Raw genomic sequence first — 16280 nt, forward strand, 5'->3', positions numbered from 1 at the left:
ACCCAAGAAATTCCCAGGTTCCATGCACTGCCCACACTGTAGTGGCATTTGCCACCCAATCATTTTCCGCACCGCGTCCCCGCAGCGTTCCATTCCGCATTGTGAGGGGTGCGCTAGTAGTGTGGGGGCCTATGACTGACCTGAAAACCACCGCCGGCAAGATCGAGGACCTGGACGCCAAGCTCGCCGAGTCCCGCGCGCCGCTGGGAGAAGGCGAGCCGGCCGCCCGCACCCGCGTGACGCAGCTGCTCGATGAGGGCTCCTTCGTGGAAACGGACGCGCTAGCCCGCCACCGCTCTACCGACTTCGGTCGCGAGCATGACCGCCCCTATACTGATGGCGTAGTGACCGGCTACGGCACTATCGACGGCCGCCGCGTCTGCGTCTTTAGCCAGGACGGCGAAATCTTCGACGGCACGATGGGTGAGGTTTATGCCGAAAAGCTCACCAAGGTATATGACCTCGCCATCAAGACCGGCGTGCCCATCATCGGCATCTATGAATCCACCGGCCCGCGTGTGCAAGAGGGCATCGTCACCATGGCCGGATACGCCCGCCTCATGGCGCGTGTCTCCCAGGCTTCGGGCCTTATCCCGCAGATTTCCGTTGTCGCGGGCAATACCAGCGGCATTGCGGCGTTCGCGCCGACGTTTGCCGATGTCCTCGTAGTCACCCAGGGCACCGCCCTCCACCAGGCCGCCAGCCACGTGGCCGGCGCTGAGCCAGAGACCTTTGGCGGCGCCGCAGCCCACGCAGAGTCTGGCACTGCTCACCTGGTGGCCAGCGACGACAAGCAGGCTCTGTCCCTCGTGCGCGATGTTTTGGCCTACTTCCCCGCCAATAACCGCGCCGCGGCGCCGCGCGTGGATGCCGGTAGCGTCGCGGACTTTGATCTCAATAGCGTCATCCCGGATACCGCCGCGCAGGCCTATGACATGAGCGAGGTCATCAAGGCTGTCGTCGATGAAGGCTCCTTCTTCGAGCTTTCCGCCGAGGCCGCACAAAACATCCTTACCGGTTTTGCCTACATCGATGGCCGCGCCGTCGGCATCGTTGCCAACCAGCCGCTGGCGCTGGCCGGCGCCTTGGACTCCGCCGCGGCAGAAAAGGCCGCACGCTTCGTGCGTACCTGTGATGCCTTCAATACTCCCATCGTGGAATTCGTGGACTCCCCAGGCTTTGTGCCTACCCCGGAAGAGGAAAAGGCCGGCCTGCTGCGCAGAGCGTCGAAGTTTGCCTATGCGCAGGCTGAAGCGAGCGTCGGCAAGCTCACTGTGATCACCCGCAAGGCCATTGGCCCGGCCTACGCATTTATGGGCGCCAAGGACCTCGGCGCGGACCTGGTCTACGCATGGCCCACCGCGGAAATTGCCGTCACCCAGGCCTCCCAAGCTTCCCTGGCCATTTATGGCTCGGAGGACAAGGAAGAGGAGATGGACGAGCTCTTCTTGCACCCGTATGCCGCAGCAGAGCGCGGGCTGGCCGATAATGTTATCGAGCCAACTGCAACCCGCCACTACCTGGTAGAAGGCCTGCGCCTGCTAGAGCGCAAGGCCGTGGCCCAGGTACCGAAGAAGCACGGAACCGTTTAGGAGGGGAAATGTCTACGCCGGAAATCAAGGTAGTCAAGGGCAATCCCACCGAGGATGAGCTCGCGGCCCTGCGCGCCGTATTGGCGCAGATGAGCGCCAAGCACTCGGGCTCCACCGGAGAACGCAATGAATGGGGCAACCCGGCCGAGCGCTTCGAGCGCTATGGCGCGCAGCGCGTCTACAACCCCTCCGCCTTCCATACCGTACGGTACTTCTAATGCGGCTTATCCTCGCCTCCCAATCACCCTCGCGCGCGTCTATCCTGCGCGGCGCGGGCGTGGAGCCCGTTTTGGAGCCGGCCGATATTGACGAGCGCTCCCTCGAAGCCTCGCTCGCGGGCCACCCGCCGGCCGATATCGTGGCGGCCCTCGCCACCGCCAAGGCTGAAAAGGTGGCCGAACGCTACCCCACCGAGCCCGTCATCGGCGGCGATTCCATGCTGCTGCTCGACGGCGAGCTACAAGGCAAGCCCCTTACTGAGGAAGCCACCATTGAGCGCTGGCACCAGCAAGCCGGCCGCACAGCCGAGCTGCTGACCGGCCACTGCCTTATCTTTGGCGATAAGCGCCATGTGGAAACGTCCACCACCACGGTGCACTTTGCCCAGGCCAGCAAGGCCGATATCGCAGCCTATGCCCACTCCGGCGAGCCTCTCCACTGCGCCGGTGCCTTTACCTTGGAAGCTATGGGCGGCTGGTTCATTGACCGCATCGAAGGCGATCCTTCCTCCGTTATCGGGCTATCGCTGCCGGTGGTGCGTCGCGCGCTCTATGCCTTTGATCTGAACGTCTCCGATTTCTGGTAGCAGCGCGCCGGCGTCGCTACAGTGGGGTGGCATGGAAATGAAAGACATGCTTGCCCCGAAACCCATTGAGCTGCCGGCCGATCCCGGCGCAGAGTCCACCTCGGATCTCGCCGCCGGCATTGTTGCCCACCCCGATTCCCCGCTGCTGTGGGCACTCCTAGCGGAGCAGGAGCTCAAGGAGCAGGAAGGCTCCGAGCCGGCCGCTTTCATCACCGCCTACGCTTACGCGCGCACGGGCTACCACCGCAGCCTCGACCGCCTGCGTGGCAATGGTTGGAAGGGTTGGGGCCCTATCCCCTTCTCCCATGAACCGAACCAGGGTGTCCTGCGCGCCATCGCCGCGCTCGGCCACGCAGCCAAGGCCATCGGCGAAGACGACGAGTACGACCGCATTCGCCAGATGCTTTCCGACGCCGACCCGGACTCCGTCGCCACCCTCCTCGACTAATCCTGGAGTTCCCGCATGCCTGCCGTGACACCGCGCTGCCTACGCCGCTTCTCCGCCGCCGTATTGCTCACCGCTGCCGTGCCGCTCGCGCTCAGCGCCTGCGGTGCTCAGGAGGATTCTTCTTCCTCCCCAGAGCCGGTCTTTTCCAGCCAAGCACCTGCCGAGGATGAATCCTCCAGCGGAGACGATGCGGCTTCCGCAGCAGCACCCTCCCCGTCCGAGTCCACCGACGGGGGCGATGAAGCGACCACGCAGCAGCAGGAAAAGAGCGAGGACGCCGAGTGCACGGAGCTGCCCAACGATCCGCGCAAGGTCTACGCCTCTGGCACGGCTCCCGGGCGCATGCCCGCCGATGATGGCAGTGATTTCAATTACTGGATCGCCGATATCGACAACTCCTATGACCCGTGCGCCACGATCAGCTGGATCATCTTCCGCGGCTCAATGGGTGACTTGAACGGTCCGGCGGGCACCGGCGCTTCGATTGCTGATGGCATAGCCTTTTACGTCAATGGCGCTCCGGCCAAGGACATGTCCATCTTCCACAAGGTAGAGAGCATCACCCCGGTCTCAGACAACGAGGTCGATTTCACGTGGGGAGAGCGCAGCCGCACCACCGCAGAGGGCATTACCGCCCACCACACTGTGCGCTTGCGGGCACAGGGCGATTCCCTCGAACCGGTATCCGGTGAAGTCGCGGAATTCAACAAGATGTGGGTTGACCTTCCCAGCTACCAGCTGGGCACCTACGACTAGCTTTTCGGCCGGAATTTAATCGCCTGGGCCTGCAATACAATGCGCCCCAGCGGAATCCCGCCGGGGCGCTCGCCTTTGCTCGCTTAATTGCGCAAGCAGCTCATTACAGCGCTAGTCCATCTTGTCCAGGATATCGCCGGTGTTTTGGGCGATGCGCACGTTAGCCACCATGGCTTCCAGGAATAGCCTGATGGCGACCATGATTGCGTAGTAAATGACAGTGCTCAGTACCGCCAGGAAGATGAACGCAAAGATGCTTCCGAAGATGGCGGACGCGGAATCTTCCCTAATGCCATAAATGCCCATGCCGGTGGCGAACAAGAAGGCACCGAGGAGGTGAAGGATCCACATGATGCCACCAAGGATCATGGCAACCTTGTAGATTTCCTTCACGTGGGTAAGTGTCAGGAAGTGCTTGAACTCGAACTCAAAGAGCCCGCCCAATAGGCCGTCTTTCTTTCCCAAGCCCTTGAGGGTGTCACTCATCTGGCTCTTCTTATTACCGAGAGTCTGGCCGGAATCGGCAGTGGCATCGCCTGCTTGCGGGAACTGTCCGAATCCCTGGCTCGTGCCCTGCTGCTGGGTATAGCCGCCGAAAACCGGCCGATCGTTAGCGGACTGGGCGGAGCCGAATTGATCGCCGTTCGCAGCAGCGTCCGACGATGCCGAATCCGTAAATGGATTATGCGCACGGGAGGCAGCGCCCCCGCTTGGGGTGGAGGACTTCGAGGAGGCCCAGAAGTCAGAGGAGTTGCCCTCCGCGCTCGGCTTCGGGGAGGAAAGGTTACTCGAATTTCCAGGCTCACCAGGCTTATCGGTGTGGCCGAAAGACTTCGTCTCCTTGGCATCGGTAGAGCCGAATTCCTTAGTCTCATTCACCTCGGAGGCACCGGCGCCTTCGGCGCTTTTCGCAGCGTCCTCGGCGCGGTGACGCGGGGTTTCAGAAAAATCGCGCGGAGAAAAATCCTTCGGAAACCCGTCGGAGTTGAAATCATTATCAGCCATAATCTGGTCCTTAGAAAATGCTTTAGGGGGATGGTAGGAAAATGCCCCACGGTCACCCGTGGGGCCACTTGGCAGAATACAGCGTGCGCTAGGCGTTCGCGTCCTGAACGCGACGAATTGCCTCGGCGGCAACCTTTTCTTGGATGCCCATGTCTAGCTCGGAAGTGAAGCCAACACAGGAGCAGTTGATCTCGCCGAGGACATAGGTGTCGGTGCCATCGGGGGCATCGTCAAGCATGAAGTCCGCGGTCCAAATCAGCGGAACGTCCTTGGTATCGCCGAGCTTCTCTGCGATAACGGGGCGAGCCTTCTCGAACATCTCGAGCAACTCCGGCCAAGATTCCGGCTTATCGTAGGTGTACTTTGCGCCGGAGAAGAGCGTGGCAGAGAAGTTGTCGCCGCCTTCCGCTGGCTTCTTGTGCACGATGAATACCGGCTCGTCACCCACGAGGAGAATGCGGATTTCGCCCTCCACAATGCGCGGCATAAAGCGCATGTCCACCAGCATGCCGTTATCGCCCTCAATGTACTGGTCACAGAAGTCCATGAAGGCGCCCAGCTTGTAGTCGTGGGTCTGGTTATCTACTGCTTCGGTGCACTTCAGGGCGGTATCGAGCGGGAGCGCGGTGCCCGGTTCCACGGCCTGGGCAAGCTCCTGGTCCGCGAGGCGCACGCGCCAGATGCCCTCACCGGTGGAACCGCGGTTTTGCTTGAGCACCCGCTCACCATAAGACAGCGAGGTGGGGAAAGTATTATGCAGCTCTTCTACCTCGTAGTACGCGACGGTATCGTCCGGCACCAGCGGGGTGTCATTGAGCTTGACCAGTGCATCTTTGGCGCCGTAGGCCATCATGTCTGCCGGAGTGGACATGCCTACCAGGCCGGCGTCTGCCAGCTTGGTGAGCAATTCGAAGTAGCCCTTCTCGCCGCCGGGGATATTGCCTGGGTTCACACGAGAGATATACGCATCAAAGTTTTCAGAAACCTGGGCGTAGATTTCCTCCGCCTTGTCTGGGTGGAAGTAGATAACCTCCGCATTCCAGCCTTGTTCCTTGATCGCGTCGACGATCGGCATGGTGTCCTTACGGTGACCATCTGCGCCTTTATCGGAGCCGCCCTCTACCTCAAATACAACGATTGCATTGTGCACTAGCAATTCCCTTCTTAGGTGGTGTTCATAGCACGTTGTCGCACCATATCCGTAGTTTATCCCAGCTTTTCCTCCCCCGCCCGGCCAACTGCCCCCTCCGCCTAACCCCGCCGGCCGGCGCCCCTATTTCCCCGGCCGAGCCCTGTATCGCACACCACAGGAATGATCCCCGAGTGATCACCACGGGAAAATTCGGGTTAAAGTGGTGGGAGCAAATTACTAACCCTTATAGGAAAGGCAGGCGGACAGTGGCTGACGTTGATCCCTATCCCCCATTTCAGGAATACGCACACCCCGAGCGCCTCGTGTCTGCACCGTGGCTGTCCGCACGCCTAGGCATCAAGGGCCTGCGCGTCATCGAGGTCGATGAAGACTCGCTCCTCTATGACATTGGCCATATCCCCACCGCCACCCGCATCAACTTCCGCACGGAGCTACTGAGCCCACTTACTCGCGATTTCATCGATGGCAAAGAGTTCACTGCCTTGATGCGAGACAAGGGCATTAATGCCGACGATACGATCGTCCTTTATGGCGATAAGTCCAATTGGTGGGCCGCCTACGCCCTGTGGGTATTTACCCTCTTTGGCCACAAGGATGTTCGCCTGCTCGATGGTGGCCGCAATGCCTGGATGGCCGAGGAACGCGATACTTCCTTCATGGTGCCGGACTTCCCCGTATCCGAATACCCCGAGGTAAGCCGCGATGATTCCGTCCTGCGTGCCTTCGTAGACCAAGTGCGCGAGTCCGAAGGAGCGCTCGTGGATACCCGCTCCCCAGAGGAGTTTGCGGGCGAGGCCACCGAGCACGATCCCAATGGCGATTCCGCCTACGGAACCACCATGCGCCACGGCCACATCCCGGGCGCCATCAACCTCGAGTGGGACCGTTCCAACTATCCCAACTCCTGCTTCCGCTCGGCCGAGGAGCTCAAGGTTAATTACGGAATGTTGGAGCCTGAATCTGCAACGATTCTCTACTCCCACGTGGGCGCACAGGCCGCACACACCTGGTTTGTGTTGACGCATCTTTTGGGATTCACAAAGACGCAGGTCTACGATGGTTCGTGGTCTGAGTGGGGCAATATGGTGAAAATGCCGATTGAGCGTTAACTTTTCGGTTTCGCCACATAAACCCATATCCGGCAGGGATGTGGGTTTATTTTTGTTCAAAAACATCCCCACTCGCGTGCGTGAAAATTAACTCATGCTTTTGTGTGCAAGAATAGATTGCGTATTCAACCTAATGTGTTCAGGAGGTTGCTGCCGTGGCAGTAGAAACCAAAAAGATCTCTAAGGTTCTCGTGGCGAACCGCGGTGAGATCGCCGTTCGCGTGATCCGCGCGGCCCGCGACGCTGGCATTGCCTCCGTCGCCGTCTACGCCGAGCCAGACGCCCAGGCACCTTTTGCCTCGCTTGCCGACGAAGCCTTTGCCCTCGGCGGCACCACTTCTGCAGAGTCATACCTCGTCTTTGACAAGATTCTGGACGCCGCAGAAAAGTCCGGCGCCGATGCTATCCACCCCGGCTATGGCTTCTTGTCTGAAAACGCCGACTTTGCCCAGGCCGTCATCGATGCCGGCCTGACTTGGATTGGCCCCTCCCCCGAGTCCATCCGTGACTTGGGAGATAAGGTTACCGCGCGGCACATCGCCGAGCGCGCCGAAGCCCCCATGGCCCCAGGCACCAAAGATCCGGTAGCCGGCGCCGATGAGGTGCAGTCCTTCGCCATGGAATACGGCCTGCCCGTAGCCATCAAGGCTGCCTTTGGCGGCGGCGGCCGCGGCATGAAGGTGGCCTACTCCGCAGAGGAAATCCCCGAGCTCTTTGAATCCGCCACCCGTGAGGCGACTTCCGCCTTCGGTCGCGGCGAGTGCTTCGTAGAGCGTTACCTGGACCGAGCCCGCCACGTCGAGGCCCAGGTGCTGGCGGATAAGCACGGCAACGTAGTCGTCGTCGGCACGCGCGATTGCTCCCTGCAGCGCCGCTTCCAAAAGCTGGTCGAAGAAGCCCCGGCTCCTTTCCTCACTGATGAGCAGCGCGCCTCCATCCACGAGTCCGCCAAGCGCATCTGCCGCGAGGCCGGCTACTACGGCGCAGGCACCGTGGAATACCTGGTGGGCGCCGATGGCCTCATTTCCTTCCTAGAGGTCAATACCCGCCTGCAGGTGGAGCACCCAGTTTCCGAGGAAACCACCGGCCTCGATCTCGTGCGCGAGCAGTTCCGCATCGCTGAGGGCCACGAGCTCTCTCTGAAGGAAGACCCCACCCCGCGCGGCCACGCCTTCGAGTTCCGCATCAACGGCGAGGATGCCGCGGCGAACTTCATGCCAGCCCCTGGCACCATCGTGAAGTACTCCGAGCCGTCGGGTCCGGGCGTGCGCGTTGATTCCGGCGTCGTCCAGGGCTCCGTCATTGGCGGCCAATTCGATTCCATGCTGGCCAAGCTCATCGTCTGGGGCCCAGACCGCGAGACCGCGCTGCGTCGCTCCGCCCGCGCCCTGTCCGAGTACACGGTGGAGGGCCTGCCCACCGTTATCCCGTTTGACCAGGCTATCGTTGCTGATCCAGCTTTCACCGCAGAAGACGGCAACTTCGACGTCTACACCAAGTGGATCGAAGAGGAATGGGATAACCAGCTGCCCGCCCACGATGACTCCACCGATGCCGAGGCTGCAGAGGCAGAGCCGTCCCAGGTACACACCGTGGAAATCGACGGCCGCCGCATCGAGGTCGCCCTCCCCGCCTCCTTCGGCGCCACCGGCACCCCACGCAAAAAGAAGAAGCGCAAGGGCTCTGGCGCCAAGGCCGCTGTATCCGGCGATGCCGTTACCTCCCCAATGCAGGGCACGGTCATCAAGGTCAACGTCGAAGAAGGTCAAGAGGTCACCGAGGGCGAGGTCCTCCTCGTGCTCGAGGCCATGAAGATGGAAAACCCCGTCAAGGCACATAAGGCCGGCACCGTTACCGGCTTGGCCGTGGAGGCAGGCGCTGCTACCACCAAGGGCAGCGTACTGCTGGAAATCAAGTAGCCTACCCCGCTAGCCTTGGAAGAATGACTGATTCTTCTCTCGGCGTGCGCTTGGCCAAGGAAGAGGACCGCGACTATCTTGCGGGCCTCTTCCCTTCTTCTATCGCGGACTGGTCCCCCATTGTGGACGGCGGGGTTATCGCCCTGCCCATGGCCGCCAACGAGGACCCCACTGTTGCTCCCCGCGGCGCCGCGCTCCTGCGCTACTATCCCGCCGCCGACAAAGGCCCAGCTTTCTTGGGCGATCCCTCGGCGCACCCGCTTGACGACGCCACCTGGCTTACCCCCTTCGACCCCGAAGACATTCCCGAGCTCATCGTCTCCAGCGATGACCCCGCCGCCCGCGAGTTGCTTATTGCCAACGCCATCGGCCTCGCGGCCGAGCAGACTGCCCCCGGCATCTCTTCCGCTGAGCCCTTGCCCGGATTTGAAGAGCTCGACCCCGGTAAGTTCTTCCGCCGCTTCTAGCTCGCCCCTAGGTCCGGCCGCCCTCCTGCTAACCTAGCTACGATGCTGAAAATAGATGCAACTTATGGACATTCCACCGCTTTAGGGCGCCTGAATCGCACCTTCGACGCCGGTCGCGTATACGGCTTGAAGGGCCCCAATGGTGCGGGTAAATCTACGCTGCTGCAGACGTTGAGCGGCGAGATTGCCCCACTCGAGGGCACCGTTACCATCGACGGCACCGGGCCCGGCAGCGCAGAGGCCGCCGGCTCCGTCATCGCAGTCGCGGACCCGGTCTTCTTGCCCGACCTCACCGTCGGCGAACACTTCACCCTGCTTTCGCGCCGCTCCGGCGTAGACTTTGCCGAGGTCCATGAGCTGTGGGCCCTCGATGACGCCATCCTAAACTCCGCAGTCAGCGACCTTTCTTCTGGCCAGCGCCAGCGCGTTTACCTCGCCGCCCAGCTCTATCAGCCGGCCAAGGCTCTGCTTATCGACGAACCCGAGCGCCACCTTGACCACACCTGGACCGCCTTCTTGGCCGAGGAGCTGCGCCACCTCGCCGCCGAGGGCCGTTGTGTAGTGCTGGCCTCCCACTCCCCGGCCATCTTCGATGCCTGCGACGAGGTGGTGGAAATTTCATGAAGCTTCTGTCCACAGCCTCCTCAGCCCTCTATTACGCCTTTATAGCGGCGCTCATCGCGAGCGTCAGTGTTTACGCTTGGCAGAATGCCGCCGAGGTTTTGCCCTCGCTCGCGCAGCGCACAGCCGCGGCCCTGCCCGCCACCGCGACCATCGGCGCTGGGGTCGGCTCCCTCGCCCTCATCGTTCTTCTTGAAGCGCTCTATCCGCTGCGCAGCCTTTCGCTCAGCCGGTGGGTCTATGTGGATAGGCCGCGGGGGCGTATGCGGGGCGTCGATAAGCTGTCCATTGCCCAGCTCGCCGGCGTGAGCCTCCTCGGCCTAGCCCTGTGCACGTCGCTGCGCCTTCCGCTCTATGCGGCGATGGCCCTCCCCTTGCTGCGCATAGCGCTCGGCTGGCGTTCCTTCGACCTCGCCTCGCTTCTTCGCGCGGGCCGCACCCGTGCCGTCGGCTCGTCTTCCTTTGGGCTTTTGGATTCTGAGGTTTCTGCCGATGCCATTGCTTCCCAGTCGGCGCGCCTGCGCCCCAGCTCGCGCGCCACGACGTCGCCCAGCTATCTCTTTATCCGGCGCCTATACCGCCGCTGGTACATCCCGCTCGGCGCGGTAGCTGTCATCGGCCTCACCCTAGGCCTTGTCCCACAGCTCGGCAGCCTGGCGCTCATAGGATTCGCTGCCGCATGGACCATCGTCGGCGCCGCCACCGGCCGCGCCGCATCCTTTGGCCGCATCATCGACGGAACCTGGCCCGACTGGGGACTTCCCTTGACCGCGACAGCCGGTGCCGCCGTTCTCGGTACCGCCTTCATCGCCGCCGTGTGGAAGCTGCCGGTACTCGTACTCGCCGCGTGCTGTTTAGGACTTACCTACGCCTCCTTCAAGCGCTCCCGCCCAGCGCGAGTGGCCACCATGAACATCATCGACACCGGTGGCTTCGGTGCTTCGTTCTCCCCCGAAGTCTTCGGTTACTTCCTGCGCGGCGGCTACGGCATTGCGGCCGTAGCTGTGGTCCTCTTCTTTTAGTCGCCCTGCGCTTTCCCCAGGTACGCCACTTCAATAAGTTGCACATACCTGGGGATTTCTTTTGAGCTTTATTCTGTATTACTTCACATAACACAGTTTGTGTTACTATAAGTAATACAGAATAAAGATTGGAGGTGACAGATGTTCATTAACCTCAACCCCGATTCAGATGTCCCCGTCTTCCAACAAATCCACGATGAATTAGTACTGGCCATAGCTCGCGGCCAGCTCTCTGATGGCGACAAGCTAGACCCTGTCCGCCGCGTCGCCAAAGACATAGGCATCAACCCAGCCACCGTAAAAAAGGCGTACGACCTCTTGGTCTCTGACGGCCTCATTGAAACCGCCGGCCGCTCCGGCTCCATCGTCAGACCCGGCGCTCACACCGAGGCTCAAGAAAGACAACTAGCTGAGCAATTAGGCCGAGTAGTTGCGCTCGCCCGTGCCCAAGGCTTTAGCCCAGATGAGCTCCACACCCACCTCAGCTCCACTCTTAAACACTTGGAAGTATCGTCATGATTTTCGCCCTCTTAATGGCCGTCACAACTCTCGCAATTACTTGGATTATGGCCAAAGCTCCCTCCCTTTCCTCGCCCGGCACACCGCTCGGTGTGCGCGTGCCAAAGGACTACCTTTCCGATAGTGCAGTTACCTCTGCTCTTGCTGGATACAAGGTACGTACTTGGGGTTGCGGCGTCGCGGCAACAATTCTGTCCCTCTTTGCCTGGAAATTGCCACTCCTCGCCGCCGTACCGTCCCTCTTGGTGACGCTCGGCGGCTTGTGGGCCTACATCTCTCAACGCCGCCGCATCATCGCCGCGAAAAAGGCCGGCGGTTGGTTCGACGAGGTTGAAACCACCATCGCTGCTCGTGTTTCCACCAACGCCAATGGCACACCCGAATTCGCAGGCATCCCCACGCCGACTTTTCCGTGGATAACAATGCTCGCCTCGCTGTTGTGTATCGCGGCCGGTGCCATCATCGTCGCTTCCCACTGGTCCGATATTCCTGACCCCGTTCCAGTGCACTGGAATTCTTCCATGGAGGCGGATAATTGGAGCGAAAAGAGTATCGGCAGCGTTTTTTCTATCTCATTCATCGCCTTAGGAATGCTCTTGCTTTTCGCCGTCATCTGCTCTTGTATCGCACATAGTGAGGTATTCCCACGTTCAGAACGCAGCATTAAAGCTCGACTGCGCAACGAGGCCAACCTCGCCTTCACGAATACCGGTATGGGAGTCTTCACCCTGCTCATGTGTGTGGGCATGGCCTTCATGCAAGTAACCGGCCCTGTACCGCAATTTCAACGGTTTCAATGGAGCCGCCATTATCACGATGTTGGTTATTACCATCGGTGGCAGCATCGGACTGGTTGCGTTTCTTCTCTACAACAATCTCAATTATCCGAGCAACTGCGTGGAATCCGCTTTCCCGATGAAGACAATGAATCACCGGACAATGACCACCTCTATAAATGGGGCGTGATGTACTACAACCCCGAGGATCCTGCGGTACTAGTGGATAAGCGCTTCGGCACAGGCATGTCGTTTAATTTCGCCCGCTGGCAGGCCAAGGCATTCCTCGTCATCACGCTTCTGGTTCTAGTCGGCTCAATAGCGCTACCTTTCTACTAGGCTGAAAATTTTAGCCCTCCACGCTGTATCACGATTTTCGTCCATATAAACCACCAAAACCGTCGACGAAATCGGTGGTTTATATGGACGAAAGTCGCGAAAGCCGCCTGCAGACAGCACAGCGCCCGCTTCCTAGAGGATTGCGCGTAGGAAGCGGGGCGCTGGCGTGCGTCAGTTAGTTGATGACGGCGATAAGGTCGCCGCCTTCCACCTTGGTGGCCTGGCCGATGGCCACGCGCTCGACCACGCCATCCTTAGTGGCGGAGATGGAGGCTTCCATCTTCATTGCTTCGATGACGGCGATCTGGTCGCCAGCCTTAACCTCGTCGCCAGGCTTGGCGGTGGGGTTGACCACGCCGGCGAATGGTGCGGCGACGTGTCCCTCGTTGGAGGGGTCGGCCTTTTCTACGGTAGCGACCGTGGATTCGGCGTTCTCGTCGCGCACCTTCATCGGGCGAATCTGGCCGTTGACGTTGAGAACCACGTTACGCATGCCCTTTTCGTCCGGCTCACCCACGGCGTCGAGGCGCACCACGACCTGCTTGAGGTCGGCGCGATCGGTGGAGTCCTCTGGGAAGTAGTGGACGACCTTTTCTTCGCCTTCGTAAGACCGTAGAAGAAGGTGGTATCCGTCAATGCCTCAGTGTTGCCGTACTTGCGGCGGAACTCATTGAATTCCTCGAACTGCTTGGGGAATAGCAGGCGGTTCAGGCTGGCGCGGCGCTCATCCGAGCTATCGGATTCCAGATGCGGCTGTTCTTCCGCAGGAACCTCGCTCACCTTGGCGCCGGTTTCCTCGCGGCCATCGAGCACCTTATCGCGCAGCTCTGGCCAACCGCCCGGAGGAGTACCGAGCTGGCCGCGGAGGAACTGGTTGACCGAATCCGGAATATCGAACTTGGTCGGGTTGGCAGCGAAGTCATCAGGGTCTACGCCCGCACCCACAAGGTGAAGGGCGAGATCGCCTACAACCTTGGAGGACGGGTGACCTTGGTTGGGCGGCCGAGCATCTCGTTGACCGCAGCATAGGTGTCCTCAATGATCTCGAAGCGGTCTGCCAAGCCAAGGGCGACAGCTTGGGCACGCAGGTTGGACAGCTGACCGCCTGGAATTTCGTGCTTGTAAACGCGACCGGTCGGGCCAGGGATACCGTTCTCAAACGGGGCATAGAGCTGGCGCACGGCCTCCCAGTAGGGCTCGAGATCCGATACGGCCTGCAGGTCGATGCCGGTATCGCGCTTGGACTGGGAGAAAGCCGCAATAAGAGCCGACAGCGATGGCTGCGAAGTAGTACCGGCTAATGGTGCGGAGGCGCCATCGACAATGTCTGCGCCAGACAGGGCGGCCGCATAGTAGGTCGCCATCTGTCCACCGGCGGTATCGTGCGTGTGCACGTGCACCGGCAGATCGAATTCCTTGCGTAGCGCCATGACCAGCTTGGAAGCAGCCTCAGGGCGAAGCAGACCCGCCATATCCTTGATGGCGAGGATATGGGCGCCAGATTCCACAATCTGTTCGGCCAGCTTGAGGTAGTAATCCAGCGTGTACAAGTTCTCCTTCGGCGAGGCAAGGTCACCGGAGTACGCCATGGCCACCTCAGCAACGGTGGTATTGGTCTCGAGTACGGCATCGATGGCGGGGCGCATCTGAGAGACGTCGTTAAGTGCGTCGAAGATGCGAAAGACGTCCACGCCGGACTTGGCTGCTTCCTGGACAAAGCCACGGCAGACCGAATCTGGGTACGGGGTATAGCCCACGGTATTGCGGCCGCGCAGGAGCATCTGGATGTTCTGGTTCGGCATGGCCTCACGCAGCAAGTCCAAGCGGACCCACGGATCCTCGTGGAGGAAGCGCATGGCGACGTCATAAGTCGCACCGCCCCAAGCCTCAACGGAGAAGAGGTTCGGAGTCATGCGCGCTACGGCCTCGGCCGCAGAAACCAAAGCAGTGCCACGAACGCGGGTGGCCAACAGGGACTGGTGGCGTCACGGAAGGTGGTATCCGTAACCATCAGCGCATTCTGATTGCGGATCTTTTCTGCCCACTTCTGCGGGCCAAACTCGAGAAGATCATCGCGGGAACCGCGTGGGAGCGGCTCGGAAAGGTCTAGCTCGGGGAGCTTATCAAATGGGCGCAGAGCCGTCGGGCGCTTACCGTTGGGCTTATTAACGGTGGTCTCCGCGATGTATTCGAGGATGCGACCAGATTCGTCGACTGCGGGCGGAGCCTTGAGCAGGTGCGGGTGTGCGTTGATGAATCCGGTGTCCACGCGGGTCTGAGTAAAGTCCGGCTCGCGCAGCAGGGCGCGCAGGAAGCCGATATTGGTGGCCACGCCGGAGACGGTGAACTCGTTGAGCGCACGCTGGGCGCGCTGCACAGCCTGTTCGAAAGTGGCTCCGCGGCAGGTCATCTTCACCAGCAGAGAGTCGAAGTTGGGCGAAACCTCTGCGCCCACGGAAGTTGCACCGTCTAGGCGCACGCCGGCGCCGCCCGGCGAACGATACGCGGTCAGCGTGCCGGTATCGGGACGGAAGCCGTTATTCGGGTCCTCGGTGGTGATGCGGCACTGCAGGGCAGAACCGGTGATGGAAATCTTGTCTTGGGCGAGGTGAATATCTTCCAGCGATGCGCCGGCCGCGATATTCATCTGGGCCTTGACGATGTCTACGCCGGTGATTTCCTCAGTCACGGTGTGCTCCACCTGCACACGCGGGTTCATCTCGATGAAGACGTGATTGCCGCGCTCATCGACGAGGAATTCCACGGTGCCCGCACCCTCGTAATTGATGTGCTCGCAGAACTTCACCGCATCCTGGCAGATGCGGTCACGCAGCTCGGAATCCAGCGACGGCGCCGGCGCAATCTCTACTACCTTCTGGTGACGGCGCTGCACCGAGCAGTCACGCTCGAAGAGGTGCACCACATTGCCCTGGCTATCGGCGAGAATCTGCACCTCGATGTGCTGCGGTTTGATGACTGCGGTCTCCAGGTACACGCTGCCGTCTCCGAACGCCGCCTCCGCCTCGCGCGAAGCCTCGGCCGCCTTTTCGCGCAGCTGATCCTCGGATTCCACGAAGCGCATGCCGCGCCCGCCGCCACCGGCGACAGCCTTAACGAATACGGGGAAGTTAAAGTCCTTGGAGTATTCCACCAGCTTATCGACGTCCGTCGATGGCTCCGAGTCCTGCAACGTCGGCAGCCCGGCTTCCTTTGCCGCACTAACCGCAGCCGCCTTATCACCGGTGAGGTCCAACGTGCTTGGGGTCGGACCAATGAACTTAATGCCATTGTCCTCGCACGCACGAGCAAGATCCGCGCGCTCCGAAAGGAATCCGTAGCCGGGGTAAATGGCATCCGCTTCGGCCTTCTTGGCGGCGCGGATAATCTCATCAATGTCCAAGTATGCCTTGACCGGCTGCCCCTCGGCGCCGATGCGGACGGCCTCATCCGCGAAGGCGCGGTGGAAGGAGTTTCGGTCTTCGCGAGGATAGACCGCGACGGTCTTTGCCCCGGTCTCAAAGGCAGCACGGAATGCACGCACGGCGATTTCGCCGCGGTTGGCTACCAGAATCTTTTTGAACGATGGAAGCGCGGGATTAGCCACTTCGGTGTTCCTTTCAACTCGGAAGGCGCTGAGATACAACGTCTCCACTCGGGTGATCCGTATCTCAGTTTAGAGATCGAAACCTTCCTTGTCTGCCCATTTTCAAGCGGAGTTTGCCACACCACCCAGCGGTTAAACCGCTGAA

14 protein-coding genes and 1 pseudogene are annotated in these 16280 nt (G+C 60.8%); 12 read left to right on the forward strand and 3 right to left on the reverse strand.

The window, feature by feature from the left end; translation table 11 throughout:
- Positions 1–131: 131 nt before the first annotated feature.
- Genes I6J28_RS11470 through I6J28_RS11490 form a run of 5 tightly spaced genes read left to right on the forward strand, consistent with a single transcriptional unit; the run spans position 132 to position 3601 of the window.
- Complete coding sequence (locus I6J28_RS11470; protein WP_204610038.1) at positions 132–1592, forward strand: acyl-CoA carboxylase subunit beta; 1461 nt, start codon at positions 132–134, stop codon at positions 1590–1592.
- Positions 1593–1600: 8 nt separating this feature from the next.
- Positions 1601–1810: an acyl-CoA carboxylase subunit epsilon gene (locus I6J28_RS11475; protein ID WP_204610041.1), complete on the forward strand. Its 210-nt coding sequence runs from the start codon at positions 1601–1603 to the stop codon at positions 1808–1810.
- A complete protein-coding gene (locus I6J28_RS11480) occupies positions 1810–2397 on the forward strand; it encodes a Maf family protein (protein ID WP_204610043.1) in 588 nt (195 codons plus the stop codon). The genes I6J28_RS11475 and I6J28_RS11480 overlap by 1 nt, the downstream gene beginning before the upstream one ends.
- A 31-nt stretch (positions 2398–2428) precedes the next feature.
- The gene (locus I6J28_RS11485; RefSeq protein ID WP_204610045.1) at positions 2429–2845 is read left to right on the forward strand and encodes a DUF3151 domain-containing protein; all 417 of its coding nucleotides are present in this window, start codon (positions 2429–2431) and stop codon (positions 2843–2845) included.
- Between the two features lie 15 nt (positions 2846–2860).
- A complete protein-coding gene (locus tag I6J28_RS11490) occupies positions 2861–3601 on the forward strand; it encodes a hypothetical protein (RefSeq protein WP_204610047.1) in 741 nt (246 codons plus the stop codon).
- A gap of 111 nt (positions 3602–3712) precedes the next feature.
- On the opposite strand, the gene I6J28_RS11495 is transcribed toward I6J28_RS11490, so the two are convergent.
- Both I6J28_RS11495 and I6J28_RS11500 read right to left on the reverse strand, forming a co-directional pair.
- The gene (locus tag I6J28_RS11495; RefSeq protein WP_204610049.1) at positions 3713–4606 is read right to left on the reverse strand and encodes a DUF4282 domain-containing protein; all 894 of its coding nucleotides are present in this window, start codon (positions 4604–4606) and stop codon (positions 3713–3715) included.
- Between the two features lie 88 nt (positions 4607–4694).
- Positions 4695–5756, reverse strand: a complete 1062-nt coding sequence (locus I6J28_RS11500) for a Cj0069 family protein (protein WP_204610050.1) — start codon at positions 5754–5756, stop codon at positions 4695–4697.
- Positions 5757–6004: 248 nt separating this feature from the next.
- Between I6J28_RS11500 and I6J28_RS11505 the strand changes: the two genes are divergently transcribed.
- From I6J28_RS11505 to I6J28_RS11535, 7 genes are all read left to right on the forward strand, one after another.
- A complete protein-coding gene (locus tag I6J28_RS11505) occupies positions 6005–6868 on the forward strand; it encodes a sulfurtransferase (protein ID WP_005322559.1) in 864 nt (287 codons plus the stop codon).
- A gap of 155 nt (positions 6869–7023) precedes the next feature.
- Positions 7024–8787: an acetyl/propionyl/methylcrotonyl-CoA carboxylase subunit alpha gene (locus I6J28_RS11510; protein ID WP_204610051.1), complete on the forward strand. Its 1764-nt coding sequence runs from the start codon at positions 7024–7026 to the stop codon at positions 8785–8787.
- A 23-nt stretch (positions 8788–8810) separates the two neighbouring features.
- Positions 8811–9254, forward strand: a complete 444-nt coding sequence (locus tag I6J28_RS11515) for a hypothetical protein (RefSeq protein ID WP_204610052.1) — start codon at positions 8811–8813, stop codon at positions 9252–9254.
- 42 nt (positions 9255–9296) lie between these two features.
- The gene (locus I6J28_RS11520; protein WP_204610053.1) at positions 9297–9878 is read left to right on the forward strand and encodes an ABC transporter ATP-binding protein; all 582 of its coding nucleotides are present in this window, start codon (positions 9297–9299) and stop codon (positions 9876–9878) included.
- Positions 9875–10897: an ABC transporter permease gene (locus I6J28_RS11525; protein ID WP_204610054.1), complete on the forward strand. Its 1023-nt coding sequence runs from the start codon at positions 9875–9877 to the stop codon at positions 10895–10897. Before I6J28_RS11520 ends, I6J28_RS11525 begins: the two co-directional genes overlap by 4 nt.
- A 141-nt stretch (positions 10898–11038) precedes the next feature.
- Positions 11039–11416, forward strand: coding sequence for a GntR family transcriptional regulator (locus I6J28_RS11530; RefSeq protein WP_204610055.1), 378 nt, complete (start codon positions 11039–11041; stop codon positions 11414–11416).
- A gap of 14 nt (positions 11417–11430) precedes the next feature.
- Positions 11431–12531 (forward strand): DUF5808 domain-containing protein, encoded by a 1101-nt coding sequence (locus I6J28_RS11535; protein WP_239454610.1) that lies wholly within the window; start codon positions 11431–11433, stop codon positions 12529–12531.
- A 175-nt stretch (positions 12532–12706) separates the two neighbouring features.
- Here I6J28_RS11535 and I6J28_RS11540 read toward each other — a convergent pair.
- A pseudogene (locus I6J28_RS11540) lies at positions 12707–16135 on the reverse strand (pyruvate carboxylase).
- Positions 16136–16280: the final 145 nt, after the last annotated feature.

This window comes from Corynebacterium tuberculostearicum (assembly GCF_016894265.1).
GTDB lineage: Bacteria > Actinomycetota > Actinomycetes > Mycobacteriales > Mycobacteriaceae > Corynebacterium > Corynebacterium tuberculostearicum_D.

What these genes read in the sequence shown, in the direction of transcription:
- I6J28_RS11470 (WP_204610038.1), top strand. Translation starts at nt 132, where the DNA reads ATGACTGACCTGAAAACCACCGCCGGCAAGATCGAGGACCTGGACGCC.
- I6J28_RS11475 (WP_204610041.1), top strand. Translation starts at nt 1,601, where the DNA reads ATGTCTACGCCGGAAATCAAGGTAGTCAAGGGCAATCCCACCGAGGAT.
- I6J28_RS11480 (WP_204610043.1), top strand. Translation starts at nt 1,810, where the DNA reads ATGCGGCTTATCCTCGCCTCCCAATCACCCTCGCGCGCGTCTATCCTG.
- I6J28_RS11485 (WP_204610045.1), top strand. Translation starts at nt 2,429, where the DNA reads ATGGAAATGAAAGACATGCTTGCCCCGAAACCCATTGAGCTGCCGGCC.
- I6J28_RS11490 (WP_204610047.1), top strand. Translation starts at nt 2,861, where the DNA reads ATGCCTGCCGTGACACCGCGCTGCCTACGCCGCTTCTCCGCCGCCGTA.
- I6J28_RS11495 (WP_204610049.1), bottom strand. Translation starts at nt 4,606, where the DNA reads ATGGCTGATAATGATTTCAACTCCGACGGGTTTCCGAAGGATTTTTCT.
- I6J28_RS11515 (WP_204610052.1), top strand. Translation starts at nt 8,811, where the DNA reads ATGACTGATTCTTCTCTCGGCGTGCGCTTGGCCAAGGAAGAGGACCGC.
- I6J28_RS11520 (WP_204610053.1), top strand. Translation starts at nt 9,297, where the DNA reads ATGCTGAAAATAGATGCAACTTATGGACATTCCACCGCTTTAGGGCGC.
- I6J28_RS11525 (WP_204610054.1), top strand. Translation starts at nt 9,875, where the DNA reads ATGAAGCTTCTGTCCACAGCCTCCTCAGCCCTCTATTACGCCTTTATA.
- I6J28_RS11530 (WP_204610055.1), top strand. Translation starts at nt 11,039, where the DNA reads ATGTTCATTAACCTCAACCCCGATTCAGATGTCCCCGTCTTCCAACAA.
- I6J28_RS11535 (WP_239454610.1), top strand. Translation starts at nt 11,431, where the DNA reads ATGGCCGTCACAACTCTCGCAATTACTTGGATTATGGCCAAAGCTCCC.